The 13726-nt window shown below is 61.1% G+C and carries 8 protein-coding genes; 7 read left to right on the top strand and 1 reads right to left on the bottom strand.

Going from position 1 to position 13726, the window contains the following annotated elements:
- Positions 1 to 6: 6 nt before the first annotated feature.
- A complete protein-coding gene (locus Q4610_RS15195; RefSeq protein ID WP_304536815.1) occupies positions 7 to 690 on the bottom strand; it encodes a SapC family protein in 684 nt (227 codons plus the stop codon).
- Between the two features lie 272 nt (positions 691 to 962).
- On the opposite strand from Q4610_RS15195, the gene Q4610_RS15190 reads away from it, so the two are divergent.
- The 7 genes from Q4610_RS15190 to Q4610_RS15160 all read left to right on the top strand — a co-directional run bounded on the left by Q4610_RS15190 (position 963) and on the right by Q4610_RS15160 (position 13719).
- A complete protein-coding gene (locus Q4610_RS15190) occupies positions 963 to 3863 on the top strand; it encodes a TonB-dependent receptor (RefSeq protein ID WP_304536814.1) in 2901 nt (966 codons plus the stop codon).
- Between the two features lie 63 nt (positions 3864 to 3926).
- A complete protein-coding gene (locus Q4610_RS15185; protein ID WP_304536813.1) occupies positions 3927 to 5465 on the top strand; it encodes a tryptophan halogenase family protein in 1539 nt (512 codons plus the stop codon).
- Positions 5466 to 5666: 201 nt separating this feature from the next.
- Positions 5667 to 6797 (top strand): glycoside hydrolase family 43 protein, encoded by a 1131-nt coding sequence (locus Q4610_RS15180; protein ID WP_425262572.1) that lies wholly within the window; start codon positions 5667 to 5669, stop codon positions 6795 to 6797.
- Between the two features lie 87 nt (positions 6798 to 6884).
- Positions 6885 to 9509, top strand: coding sequence for a glycoside hydrolase family 3 C-terminal domain-containing protein (locus Q4610_RS15175; protein WP_304536811.1), 2625 nt, complete (start codon positions 6885 to 6887; stop codon positions 9507 to 9509).
- A 38-nt stretch (positions 9510 to 9547) separates the two neighbouring features.
- A complete protein-coding gene (locus Q4610_RS15170; RefSeq protein WP_304536810.1) occupies positions 9548 to 11116 on the top strand; it encodes an alpha-N-arabinofuranosidase in 1569 nt (522 codons plus the stop codon).
- Between the two features lie 66 nt (positions 11117 to 11182).
- On the top strand, positions 11183 to 12103 hold the full coding sequence (locus Q4610_RS15165; protein ID WP_425262571.1) for an alpha/beta hydrolase: 921 nt from the start codon (positions 11183 to 11185) through the stop codon (positions 12101 to 12103).
- Positions 12104 to 12519: 416 nt separating this feature from the next.
- Entirely contained in the window at positions 12520 to 13719 is a 1200-nt protein-coding gene (locus Q4610_RS15160; RefSeq protein ID WP_304536809.1) for an acyl-CoA dehydrogenase family protein, read from the top strand.
- The last annotated feature ends 7 nt before the right edge of the window (positions 13720 to 13726 follow it).

The following is a 13726-nucleotide window of genomic DNA, read 5'->3' as shown; positions in this document are numbered from 1 at the left end:
CCCTGTTCAGACCCCGGACGCCAGCCGCTCGTTACGGCGCCGGGCCATCAATGCAATATGCTGAAGCGACAGGATCATGGCATAGGCACATTGCAGGTCGCCCGACCGGAAAAGGTCCAGGGCGACAGCATCGTCCAGTTCGTTCAGGGCATCAAGGCTGACGGTATAAAGCCCCTCCAGACGCAGCCGCTCGCCGTCATCGAAATGGAGCGAGATGTCGATCGGCTCGATCAGGCGATGGGCAAGGAGCTTTGCGATGAAGGCGTCGGTCGCTTCCGATCCAGCCATCAAGCGCGCCAATGCCGTCTGCGCCGCTTTCAACTGCGTGGTCGGATCACCATTGCCGTCGAACAGCCAATCTCCGTCATGCACGGCGAATCGGGGATGCGCGCGATCCAGGACGAAATCTTCGCCCGAAGCGAAAAATCCTTCCCGCACCATCTCCAGGGGGCGAAAAGCGGGACGGCCATCGGGCGAATCCATCAGATATTCGCCCGGTTTGAACCCCAGCATCGCCCCCGCATAAAAGGCGCCGGTGTCGGGATGCTTGGAAAACAGCAGCGGGCAGGCGGCCGATGCGGCCGGAAATTCACTCAGCACGACACGCACAAACAACCCGTCCCCTGCATCGGCGGGCCGCATCCGCACCGTTGCGTGCCTGTCCCGATTGACCAGTTCCAGCGATTCCATAACCCCTCCCATTGCTTACCCCGGCGCACCTGCGGGTTCTTTTCCCTGTACCCTGCCCCCTTTGGAGGCGGGTGACAATTACGCCTACAATTTCTCTTGATCAGGCGTTACGATAGCGCTACCATTTGGAGCATAAAAAGAGAAGAGCCGGTGAGAGGAGTGACGCCTGCCAAATCGGCAGGGGCAAACAATCACCCGGATCAAAAAAATGATCGCCGCGGCAATAGGGCTTCGGCGTTCGGGCGAGACTGTGTCTGAATAAGGGGAGGATCATGAATTATCGTGCCAACAACGCCCGCGCGCCACGCGGCCATATTATGCTTGCCACGACCGCCAGCCTGATGGCCATGGTGATCGCGGCACCAGCCTTTGGACAGGATGCGGGCCAGGCCGCCGCCGCGTCACCGGCTGGCGAAACCGACATCGTCGTTACGGGCATCCGCGGGTCGCTGCAACGCAACCTCGACATAAAGCGCACATCGTCGGGCGTGGTCGATGTGATTTCGGCCGAGGATATCGGCAAATTCCCCGACTCGAACGTCGCGGCGTCCCTGCAACGCCTGCCGGGCGTATCGATCCAGCGGTCGGGTTCGCGCGGCGAGCCGCAGGGTATTTCGGTTCGCGGCTTTGGCGGCGATTTCAACGAAACGCTGATCGACGGCCGCCGCCTGTCCACCGCATCGGGTGGCCGTTCGGTCGACTTCACCACGGTCGGCGCGGATTTTGTCGGCCAGCTCGCCGTCTACAAGACGCCGGAAGTCTCCCTCTCCAGCAGCTCGATCGGCGCGACCCTCAACATCTCCTACCCCAAGCCGTTCGACAAGACCGGCACCCGCATGGCCTTTACCGCCGCCGGTTCCGTTCAGGATGAAGCGGGCAAGGTGGTGCCGACGGTCGGCGGCCTGTTCAGCACGACCTTCGCCGACGACACCATGGGCATCTTGGTCGATGCCGTCTATACCCGCCGCGACACGCAGGCGAACCGTGTCTATGTGTCAGGCTGGCAGGGCGGCAAGTTTGCCGATTGCCAACTGAAAGGCAGCGCGGCGACCATTTGCCGACCATCACCGGCAGGCACCGAAAATCGTAATGCCGACGAAATCCAGACCAGAAATGGCTGGTATCAGCAGCAATATGGTGCCGATCAGCGCTATACCAAGGATGAGCGCATCGACGGGCGCATCGCGTTCCAGTGGCAGCCGTCCGACGATGTCGTGCTGACGATCGACGACAATTATTCGCGTCAGAAGGTTGAAACCAAGATTGATGGCTTTGGCATCTGGTTCAATCAGGGCGACATGCGCAATGTCGAGCTGGACGGGAACGGCACCACGGTCAATTTCCTGCAGGCCGGATCGCCGACCGACTTCACCGCCGGCACCGACAAGAATATTCTGGAAACCAATCAGGTCGGCGCGAACATCAAATGGGATGCCACTGAAAATCTGCAGATCGATGCCGATATCAGCTATTCCAAGAGCCGCCTGAATCCCGACGGCAATGTCAGCAGCGAAGGCGCGGATATCGGCTATGGCGGCCTGCTCGGCACGACGCTGGGCGTGCGTGTCACCGGCGACAGCAAGAAGCACTTCCCCGAACTGACCACCTATGGTCCGCAGGGCAATCAGGCGCTGTGGACCGATCAGGCGATACTGGGTTCGCACGTCACCGTGCGGATGGCGCAGAAGAACAGCGACGAGATCAAGCAGTTCCGCCTGGGCGCGACCTGGAAGCAGGACGACCTGACCATCAAGGTCGGCGCGCGCTATATGGAGGATGAATTTGCGCTGGAGAATCGCAACACCTTCGCCAATAATTATTGGCAGGCCTATGCCGGTTATGGCGCGCCATCGGGTCGCACCAGTGGCGTGCCGATCCCGGCCAGCCTGATCCAGGGCACGATCAGCACGAAGGGCTGGATTCCTGGCTTCAAGGGCAATTTGCCCCCGGTGCTGCTGGATTATGATGCGCGTGCCTATCAGCAATATCTGGAGAGCCTGTGGCAAGGGCCGACGAATACGCCGGGATATAATGCGGGCTGCTGCGCCGGCTTCAACGGCACGATTGATCTCGCGCTCGATCCCGGCAGCGTCCAGAATATCGTTGAAAAAAGCTGGTCCGCCTGGGTCAGCGTGAACTTTAATACCGATGTGGCTGGCATGCCGTTCCACTTCAACGCCGGCGCGCGCGAGGAAATAACGAAGGTCATTTCGACGGGCATTGGTCGCGTGCCGACATCCATCACCGGCAGCGCCGCCGACCCGACGCTGCTGACCGTAGCGTTCTCCGATTCGCAGGCGGTGACGGAAAGCAGCAGCTATTCCTACTTCCTGCCGGCACTCGACATGAAGCTGGAACTGACCGACAGCCTGCACCTGCGCTTCGACGCATCGCGGACGTTGACCCGGCCGCGGCTGGATTATCTCGGCCCGGTGCTCAATGTGGGGGCAGGCCAGCGTGTCGGCGCCTTGACGGCGACGGGCAACAATCCGTTCCTCAAACCCTATCTGGCGGACAATTTCGACCTGGGGCTGGAATGGTATTATCAGCGTAACTCCTACGCCTCGGTAAACCTGTTCCTGAAGGACGTGGCCAACTTCATCGTCGCCGGCACGCAGCGCCAGACGATCAACAATGTCATCGATCCGACCACCGGCCAGGCGGCGATCTTCACCGTATCGGCGCGCGTCAACGGTCCCGAAGCGACGGTCAAGGGCGTGGAACTGGCCTGGCAGCATGTGTTCGGCGACAGTGGTTTCGGCTTCAACGCCAACGCCACCTTCGTGGAGACCAACAAGCCCTATGACAGCAGCAACCTGTCGCAGAGCGGGTTCGCCGTTACCGGCCTGGCCAATTCGGCCAACCTTGTCGCCTTCTACGACAAGAATGGCTTTGAATTCCGCACCGCCGTCAACTGGCGCGACAAATATCTGCTCCAGTTCGGTCAGGCGCAGAATAATTCGGCCTTTGGTGCGGAGCCGACATTCGTGAACTCCGCGCTTCAGATCGATCTGAGCACCAATATCCGGTTGACCGACCAGATCAGCGTGTTCGGCGAAGCGCTCAACATCACCAACGAGACGTACAGCACCCACGGTCGCTTCAGCAACCAGCTGCTCGACGTCTATGGCTATGGCCGGCGCTTCACGGCGGGCGTGCGATACCGCTTCTAACCCTGTCTCGCCCTGGAGGGGGTGTCGGTTGACATCCCCTCCCCTTTCATGGGTAAATTCACCATGGTCACACCCGTCCGCAACATTGTGATCGTCGGCGGCGGGACCGCCGGCTGGCTGACCGCAGGCATTATCGCCGCCCGGCACAAGGGCCGCGCCGACTTTACGGTCACGCTGGTCGAATCCCCCAACGTCCCGATCATCGGTGTGGGCGAAGGCACCTGGCCCACGCTGCGCACGACATTGTCGCGCATGGGCGTGTCGGAAACAGACTTCATCCGCGAATGCGACGCATCGTTCAAGCAGGGCGCGCGCTTTGCCCGCTGGACGACCGGCGCGCACGACGATGGCTATTACCACCCGCTGATGCTGCCCCAGAATTTCGGGCAGGTGAACCTTGCCCCGCACTGGCTGGCGGATGAGGGCGACGAAAGTTTCTGCGACAGCGTCTGCGCGCAAGGTCGCATCTGCGACGACGGCCTTGCGCCCAAGACCATCGCCACGGCCGAATATGACGCGCTCGCCAACTATGCCTATCATCTCGACGCGGGCAAGTTCGCGCCGTTCCTGCAACGCCATTGCTGCGAAAAACTGGGCGTGCGCCATGTGCCCGCCGATGTCGAGGCCGTGTCGATGCGCGAGAATGGCGACATTCGCGCCATCCGCACGACCCAGGCGGGCGAGATCGAGGGCGACCTGTTTGTCGATTGCACCGGCTTCAAGGCGCTCCTGATCGAAGGCGCGATGCAGGTGCCGTTCAAGGATTGCAACGACGTCCTCTTCTGCGACACGGCGCTGGCGATGCAGGTGCCCTATGAACGGCCCGACAGCGCGATCGCATCGCACACCATCTCCACGGCCCAGAGCGCTGGCTGGATCTGGGACATCGGCATCCAGACGCGCCGGGGCATCGGCCATGTCTATTCCAGCAACCATATTTCGGACGAAGCGGCCGAACGGGAGCTGCGCGCCTATATCGGCCCGGCAGCCGATGGCCTGAACGCCCGCAGGATCAAGATCCGGTCGGGCCATCGCGAAACATTCTGGAAGGGCAATTGCGTCGCGGTGGGGCTGGCCGCCGGCTTCCTCGAACCGCTCGAAGCATCGGCCATCGTGCTGGTCGAATTGTCGGCCAAGATCATCGCCGAACAAATGCCCCCCTGCCGCGAGGTGATGGACATCGTCGCCGCGCGCTTCAACGCGACGACCCAGTATCGCTGGGGCCGGATCATCGACTTCCTCAAGCTCCATTATGTGCTCACGCAACGCACCGACAGCGATTTCTGGCGCGACAATGTGCGCGATGACAGCATCCCCGATCGGCTCAGGGATCTGCTGACGCTCTGGCGCTACCAGTCGCCCGGTTTCCTGGACGAGTTCGACCGTGTCGAGGAAGTCTTTCCGGCGGCCAGCTACCAATATGTGCTCTATGGCATGGGTTTCAAAACCCAGGTCGATGCGTCGGGCCTGTCGCGGGACAAGCATCTCGCCAGTCGCGCGCGGCGCGAAAATGCAGCCATGACGGCAAAATTGTGCGCCGGTCTGCCCCGCCATCGCGACCTGATCGAGAAAATTATGGCGCATGGATTGCAGCCGGTCTGACCGGCGGCAACGGGCAGCCGGCCATGATGAAGGGGAATTTGAAAGATTGCGCTACCATTCCCCATCGCATCAAATATTATCATTATCTTAGGGAAGAGATATTTCGTTGGGAACGGTGCAAGACGGCGGTTGCTTCACAATAATGATAGCGCTATCTATATCATCATAAGAGGATTGTCGCATAACAGAGAGAGGATGGACATGCCCATGTCATTGCAAAGACTGACGGCCCTGCCGCTGACCATGGCGTTGCTCGCGACGGCCTGCCAGCAGGTGCAGCCAGGCAATGATGCTCAGCCAGCGAAGGAAAGCAGGCGCGATGCATCCGAATATCTGTCGCAGCCGCTGGTGAAGGATATCTACACGGCCGACCCGTCGGCCCATGTGTGGAACGGCAAGATCTACGTTTATCCCAGCCATGACATCGATGGGCCCACGCCTGAAGACGATCTCGGCTCACATTATGAAATGCGCGACTATCGCATTTTGTCGATGGACAGGATCGGTGGCCCGGTCACGGTTGGTCCCGTCGCGCTCGACATCAAGGATGTGCCCTGGGCGGAAAAGCAGATGTGGGCGCCTGATGCCGCATATAAGGACGGCACCTATTACCTCTATTTTCCGGCCAAGGACAAGGATGGGGCTTTCCGCATCGGCGTTGCCACGTCGAAAGATCCCATGGGTCCATTCAAGGCACGGCCGCAACCGATCAAGGGCAGTTTTTCGATCGATCCTGCCATATTCACCGATGACGATGGCGCGAGCTACATGTATTTCGGCGGCATCTGGGGCGGCCAGCTCCAGCGGAACATCAATGGTCAATATGATGCCAACGGGTCCAAGACCGACCTTGGCCAGGACGACCAGCCTGCATTGGCCCCGCGTGTGGCGAAGCTGACCGGGGACATGCTGGAATTTGCTGAATCCCCACGCTCGATCCAGATCGTCGATGACAAGGGCAAGCCGATTCTGGGCGGCGACCATGATCGTCGCTTCTTCGAAGCGTCGTGGATGCACAAGTATAAGGGCAAATATTATTTCAGCTATTCCACCGGCGACACCCACTATCTCGCTTATGGCATAGGCGACAGCCCCTATGGTCCCTTCACCTACAAGGGGCGGATCCTGGAGCCGGTGGAAGGCTGGACCACGCACCATTCCATTGTCGAATGGAACGGGAAATGGTGGCTTTTCTATGCCGACACGCAATTATCGGGACAGACGCGCCTGCGCAACGTCAAGGTGACGGAACTGCACTATAATCCCGATGGCACGATCCGCACCATCAACCCCTTCGTCACCAAGGGTGCAAAGGGTGGCGCGGCTGACTAAGCGCGCCCGGCGCGGGGGACGTGCCCTCCCCCGCGCCATTTTCCAGCGATCCGCTGCCCAACAAGATGCATCCCCTGGGAGACAGACATGAAGAAAGCTTTCGCCCTGCGCTCGGTCAGCGCGATGCTCTGTCTCACGACATCCGCGCTCGTCCATGCCCAGGCAACCAGCGTCTGGACCGAAGCCGATACCAAAGCCCGCGCCATCGTCGGCCAGTTGACGCTGGACGAAAAGGTCGACCAGTTGCTGAACACGGCGCCGGCGATCCCGCGCCTCAACATTCCCGCCTATAACTGGTGGACTGAATCGCTGCATGGCGCGATCGGCGCGGTGCCGACCACCAATTTCCCCGAACCGATCGGCCTTGCCGCCACATTTGACGCACCGCTGGTCAAAGAGGTGGCATCCGCCATCAGCACCGAAGTACAGGCGCTGCATACGCTCGGCCGTCAGACCGGCCATCTGGGCCGCATAGGCACCGGCCTTGATACATGGTCGCCCAACATCAACCTCTTTCGCGATCCACGCTGGGGCCGGGGGCAAGAAACATATGGCGAGGACCCGTTCCTGACCGCACGCATCGGCGTCGCCTTCATTCAGGGTATGCAGGGCGCCAATCCTGACCTGCCGCAGGTCATTGCCACGCCCAAGCATTTCGCCGTCCATAGCGGCCCCGAACCAAGCCGCCATACCGACAATATCTTCGCCAGCCTGCGCGATCTGGAGGATAGCTATCTCCCCGCTTTCCGCGCCGCCATTGTGGAAGGGAAGGCCGGATCGATCATGTGCGCCTATAACCGCGTGGATGGCGAACCGGCGTGCGGCAGCCGCATGTTGCTCAACGACTATCTGCGCGACGCCTGGGGCTTCAAGGGCTATGTCGTGTCGGACTGCGACGCTGTGGTCGACATTTATGACCATCACAAATATGCGCCCGATCCGGCGTCCGGCGTCGCCGTGGCATTGCGCCGGGGCGTCGACAGCGAATGCAATAACGCCACGCTGGGCGGCAAGACCGGCCTTGGCGATCGCTACAAGGAGTCGCTGGCCAGGGGCCATATCAGCGTGCGGGATATCGACACCGCGCTCGTCCGTCTCTTTTCCGCGCGCCTGCGCAACGGCGACCTGCCCGGCCTGTCGGCGCGCACGCCCAATATGACGCCTGTGAACAGCATCGGCACGGCATCGCATCAGGCGCTGGCCCTCGACACGGCGGCAAAGAGCATGGTGCTGCTCAAGAATGACGGGGTTCTGCCGCTCAGGCCGGGCACGAAGATCGCCCTTGCCGGCCCACTGGCCGATGCCACCCGCGTCTTGCGCGGCAATTATTCCTCGGCAAGGAGCGCGCCGCCTGTATCCGTCGCCGATGGCCTGAAACAGGCGATGCCTGGTGCCGCCGTCACGCTCATCCCCTTCTCGCCATCCATAACCGACGGCGATCTCGTGCCCGGCACCGCATTGCGGACGCCGGATGGCAAGCCAGGCGTCAGGGCAGAATATTATAATGCCACCGCAAAGGGCGTATATGCGGCCAAGCCGGTGCTGACCCGCATCGAGGACAGCATCCTTTCCCGCGCGGGCGAATTCAAACAGGTCGCGAACGACCACAGGGTCGTCTGGACCGGCTATCTCGTCGCGCCCGAAACCGGCCTCTATCGTCTTGCCCTGACCGGCGTGAAGGGCGAGATATCGCTGAACGGCAAGCCCGTCGTCGCAGCGGCCGAATATTCCCGCTGGGCAGAGCCGCTCAAGCTGACGCAAGTGCATATGACCAAGGGCGAACGTTACGCCGTCCGCTTGCAGGGGCAAAGCGGCACTGCCGCCGCGCCCGCAATCTTCTGGAAGCGTGTCACCGACAATCTCGACCGTGACCTGGCGGCAGGCGTGCAGGACGCCGATGTGATCGTCGCCGTCGTCGGCCTGACCTCCGACCTGGAAGGTGAGGAAATGCCGGTGAAGATCGAGGGGTTCGAGGGCGGCGACAAGACCACACTCGACCTGCCCGCCGACCAGCGCGCCTTCCTGCAAAAGGCAAAAGCGACCGGCAAGCCGCTGATCATCATTGCCATGAATGGCAGCGCAATCGATCTGAGCTGGGCGAAGGACAATGCATCGGCGATATTGGAGGCATGGTATCCCGGCCAGTCCGGGGGCCTTGCCGTTGGCAATATCCTGGCTGGGAAGAGCGATCCGGGCGGTCGCCTGCCGCTGACTTTCTACAAGAGTGTCAGCGATCTGCCTCCCTTCACCGACTATGGCATGAACGGCCGTACCTACCGCTATTTCAAGGGCACGCCGGTCTATCCCTTCGGCTATGGGCTGAGCTATACCCGGTTCACCTATACGCAGCCGACCATTGAACCCGTCGGGGGGGCGGTGGAGAACGGGATCAGCATTCACACGCAGATCACCAACAGCGGCACGCGCCCAGGCGATGACGTAGCGCAGCTTTACATTAAGCCCCCAGGGTTCGACGGCGCGCCGCGCCTGGCGCTGCGGGGCTTCCAGCGTGTCTCGCTCAAACCCGGCGAAACCAGAAAGGTGACATTCACCCTGTCGCCGCGCGACCTGAGTTTTGTCACCATGGCAGGCGAGCGGGCACTGATCCCCGGCGATTATCGCCTGACTGTCGGCAGCGGCCAGCCCGATGGCGAACAGCCAGATCAGGCCATCACCTACACTGTTTCCCGGTCGGTCGACCTGCCGAAATGAGGCGTCGCCCGTCCCCTGTTGTTTTGAGAGGATCACCGATGATCAAGACCCTGCGCCGCGCCACGACCGCATTGCTTGTCTGCGCCAGCGCACTGACCATGACGACCGCCCATGCCGACACCGCCGGCAAGCCGACGACCGCCATCATCCATGCCGACAAACCCGGCCCGATCTATGACAAGCGTATATTCACCCAGTTCGCCGAGCATCTGGGCACCGGCATCTATGGAGGGCTGTGGGTCGGCAATGACAGGTCGATCCCCAACACCAACGGGTTCCGCAACGATGTGATCGGGGCGCTCCGCAATCTGGCCGTACCCGTCATCCGTTGGCCCGGCGGCTGCTTCGCCGACGAATATCACTGGCGCGAAGGCGTCGGGCCCAAAGCCAAACGTCCCGTCAAGGTGAACACCAACTGGGGCGGCGTGACCGAACCCAATATAGTCGGCACCCATGAATATTTCGAACTGCTGCGGCAGGTAGGCGCCGAAGCCTATATATCCGGCAATGTCGGCAATGGCAGCCCGCAGGAAATGGCCGAATGGGTCGAATATATCACGGCCCCGGCAGGCAGCCTGGCAGATGAGCGCGCCCGCAACGGCCATAAGGCGCCATGGGCGCTGCCCGCATTCGGCATCGGCAACGAACTTTGGGGATGCGGCGGCAACATGCGCGCCGACTATGCGGCAGACGTCACCAGGCGCTATGCGACATTCCTGAAGGTGCCGGCCGGTCAAACGCTGGTCCGCATTGCGTCGGGCGCCAATGGCGACGACTATAACTGGACAGAAGTGATGATGCGGGACGCAGCCAAGCAATTGGATGCGCTGTCGCTCCATTATTATACCCTGCCGCAGGGTGGCTGGCCGCCCAAGGCCGATCCGGTCAATTTCGACGAAACCGGCTGGGCCGACACGCTGGCCGCGACCTGGCGAATGGATGAGCTGATCACTGGCCATGCCAAGGTGATGGACAAATATGACCCGCAAAAGCGCGTCTTTCTGGCCATTGACGAATGGGGCACCTGGTATGCGCCAGATCCCGGCACCAATCCCGGTTTCCTGCGTCAGCAAAATACGCTGCGCGACGCTCTGGTCGCGTCGGTCAACCTCGACATCTTCGCGCGTCATGCCGACCGCGTTCGCATGTCCGCCATCGCCCAGATGGTCAATGTGCTACAGGCCATGATCCTGACCGACGGCCGGAAGATGGTGCTCACGCCCACCTATCATGTCTTTGAAATGTACAAGCCCTGGCAGGACGCGACGGTTCTGCCGATAGACCTGACGACACCCTGGTATAACAAGGACAGGTTCGTGATGCCGGCCGTCAGCGGATCGGCAGTGCGGGGCAAGGATGGCAAGGTTCATGTCGGCCTGTCCAATCTTGATCCCAACCAGTCCAACAGCGTTACGATAAAGCTGGACGGGCTCAACCCCGCCACCGTGTCCGGGCGCATTCTGACCGCTGGCGCGATCAATGCCCATAACAGTTTCGCCGCGCCCGACACCGTCAGGCCCGTGCCCTTTGCCGATGCGCGGATCAGCGGCGGGACACTCAGCGTCACGCTGCCGCCCAAATCGCTCGTCGTGCTCGAACTGCAATAATCAGTCGCAATCGCCCAGCCTGAACCGGAGAGGACCGTTTCGATGATCCAGATAATGAAAACCGCGATGAAACAGCTTGTCTGTGCGCATGTTATGACGATCGCCATCACGGCGTCCGTCCTGCCGGCACAGGCCCAGGATGACAGGATGACGCCGATCGCGACGCCGGCTCAGCCCGATGCGATTGACCTTGACACCGGCGCCTTGCCCGGTGCAACGGCGCAGGAAAGCTGGCATCGCCAATATGGCAGTCAGTTCGCCCGCAACGTCACCGTCGCTACCCTGACCCCCTTCCTCCCCGATCCGGCAAAAGCATCGGGCGCAGCGATCATCGTTGCGCCAGGGGGGGGATTCCGCACATTGTCGATGGATAATGAAGGCTATGACGTTGCCCGCGCGCTGGCGGCCAAGGGCATCGCGGCCTTTGTCATCAAATATCGCCTGCGCCAGACTCCTGCCGACATGGCGGGCTTCGAAAAATCGATGCAGGCGATGTTTTCTGGCGCGGCCCGCGCGCCGCTTCCTGCCGCCAGCAATGCGGCTAATGACCTCGCCCCCCAACTGGCGGATTCGACGGCGGCCTTCCGCCTGATCCGCAACCGCGCGGCACAATGGCATGTCGATCCCGATCGCATCGGCATGATCGGCTTTTCCGCTGGCGCGATGCTGACCATGGCAACCACGCTTTCGACCGACGTGAAGCCCGCTTTCATCGGCAACATCTACGGTCCTCTGGGCACCATGACGGTGCCGCAGGACGCGCCCCCCATGTTCGCGGCGATCGCGGCCGACGATCCTCTCTTCGGCAATCGGGATTTCAGGCTGATCGATGACTGGCGCTCGGCCCGCAGGCCGGTGGAATTCCACCTGTACGAACGGGGCGGTCATGGCTTTGGCATGTATCAGAAAGCCGCCACCAGCACCGGGTGGTTCGACGCCTTCGTGCGATGGCTTGACATGCATGGGATGCTCAAGCCGAAAGCATGACAGTTGCGCTTTGTCCGTAAATCTGTGCGGATCATGTCTGTAGGGATAACGGCGAAGCGGCCTTAAACGGCAGCCTGATAGTGGGTCAGATTTCGAACCGACCCACTATTTTTGCGCATAGTGCGGAAAAGTGGGAACCGCTTTTCCGTTAAAAACGCTGTGAAAGCAGAAAACTGGAGCGCGCGACCTGCTTCCGATGGAACGCAGCGCGCCTCAGGGGTCATTTACGGATCTGCGCCAACGTCCATCGCCTCCACGATACCTTGGGCCGCGCCTCCACCGCGCTTCTGATATTCACCAGAAAGGCATTGCCCCGTCGTCCATTCATGGCATTGCGGAACCAGTGGCATGTACATGACGGGCGCCCTCCGCGTCACGCCGTGAATGCCTGGTATCTTAAGCAAAGGCGCGGTACGATGGATTTCCAGTTCGACGACAATCTGGTGGAATTCCGCCAGATGGTCCGTGAAGCGGTCAAGCAGGACCTCCCGGCTGACATTCGCGAAGGGCAACGGCGATTTGGCGGCAACCAGTCGGACCCGCATGACAGCCTGACATGGACCAAAATCCTGGCGAAGCGTGGCTGGTCCGTGCCGCACTGGCCGGTGGAATATGGCGGTCAGAACTGGTCGCCGATGCAATTGTTCGTGTTTCAGGATGAACTGACCCGCGCCTTTGCTCCCGATACCTGCTGGGGCGGCACGCACATGTGCGGCCCGGTAATCTATACTTTCGGCAGCGAGGCACAGAAGGAGAGGTTCCTGCCCGCCATCATCAATGGCGACTTTTACTGGGCGCAGGGTTTTTCGGAACCCGGCAACGGGTCCGACCTTGCCAATCTGCGTACTTCAGCCACGCGCAAGGGTGACGTCTATGTCGTCAATGGGCAGAAGATCTGGACCAGTTGCGCCTGGATGGCGGAATGGGGCTTCTTCCTTGTCCGCACCGACCCGACCGTAAAGCCGCAACGCGGCATCTCCTTTCTGCTGATCAACATGAAATCGCCTGGCATTACCGTGCGCCGCATCCCGCAAATCAACGGCGAGGCGGAATTGTGCGAGGTGTTCCTCGACAATGTCGAAGTGCCGGTGGAAAATATGGTGGGCGAGGAAGGCGCTGGCTGGACCTATGCCAAGTTCCTGCTCGACCATGAACGCACCACCAGTTCGTTCATCTATTTCAACAAGCGCGACCTGCGGATCGCACAGGACATCGCTGCGAACCAAATGCTGGACGGGGTGCCTCTGAGCAAACACCCCCGGTTCCAGGGTCGCCTGGCCCAATTGGAAGCGGAAGTGACGGCGCTTGAATGGTCGGTGCTTCGGGTTCTGGCCAACGAACAGTTCCAGTATAACGAAACGGCGGCGGCCTCCGTCCTGAAGGTGGCCGGTTCGCGCCTGCAACAAACGATCAGCGAGTTGCACCTCGATCTGCTGGGCGCGCAGTCAATCCGGCAATTCCCGTTCGAAGTTCACGATCGGCCAAACAGCCCGCTCTGGCCCGACGTGACGGAGAATGCGAACCAGCGCGCACTCATCCAGCGGGCATCCACCATTTATGGCGGAACGATGCAGGTCCAGAAGAACATCATCGCGAAACTCGCGTTCGACCTCTGAGAGACGA

Source organism: Sphingobium cyanobacteriorum (genome assembly GCF_030580935.1).
GTDB classification, from domain to species: domain Bacteria; phylum Pseudomonadota; class Alphaproteobacteria; order Sphingomonadales; family Sphingomonadaceae; genus Sphingobium; species Sphingobium cyanobacteriorum.
Note: the sequence above shows the minus strand (reverse complement) of the source record. Positions and strands in the feature narration are given on the sequence as shown.

Coding starts and splice junctions, on each gene's coding strand:
- Q4610_RS15195 (WP_304536815.1), bottom strand. CDS start 690: ATGGAATCGCTGGAACTGGTCAATCGGGACAGGCACGCAACGGTGCGG.
- Q4610_RS15165 (WP_425262571.1), top strand. CDS start 11,183: ATGAAACAGCTTGTCTGTGCGCATGTTATGACGATCGCCATCACGGCG.
- Q4610_RS15170 (WP_304536810.1), top strand. CDS start 9,548: ATGATCAAGACCCTGCGCCGCGCCACGACCGCATTGCTTGTCTGCGCC.
- Q4610_RS15175 (WP_304536811.1), top strand. CDS start 6,885: ATGAAGAAAGCTTTCGCCCTGCGCTCGGTCAGCGCGATGCTCTGTCTC.
- Q4610_RS15190 (WP_304536814.1), top strand. CDS start 963: ATGAATTATCGTGCCAACAACGCCCGCGCGCCACGCGGCCATATTATG.
- Q4610_RS15185 (WP_304536813.1), top strand. CDS start 3,927: ATGGTCACACCCGTCCGCAACATTGTGATCGTCGGCGGCGGGACCGCC.
- Q4610_RS15160 (WP_304536809.1), top strand. CDS start 12,520: ATGGATTTCCAGTTCGACGACAATCTGGTGGAATTCCGCCAGATGGTC.
- Q4610_RS15180 (WP_425262572.1), top strand. CDS start 5,667: ATGCCCATGTCATTGCAAAGACTGACGGCCCTGCCGCTGACCATGGCG.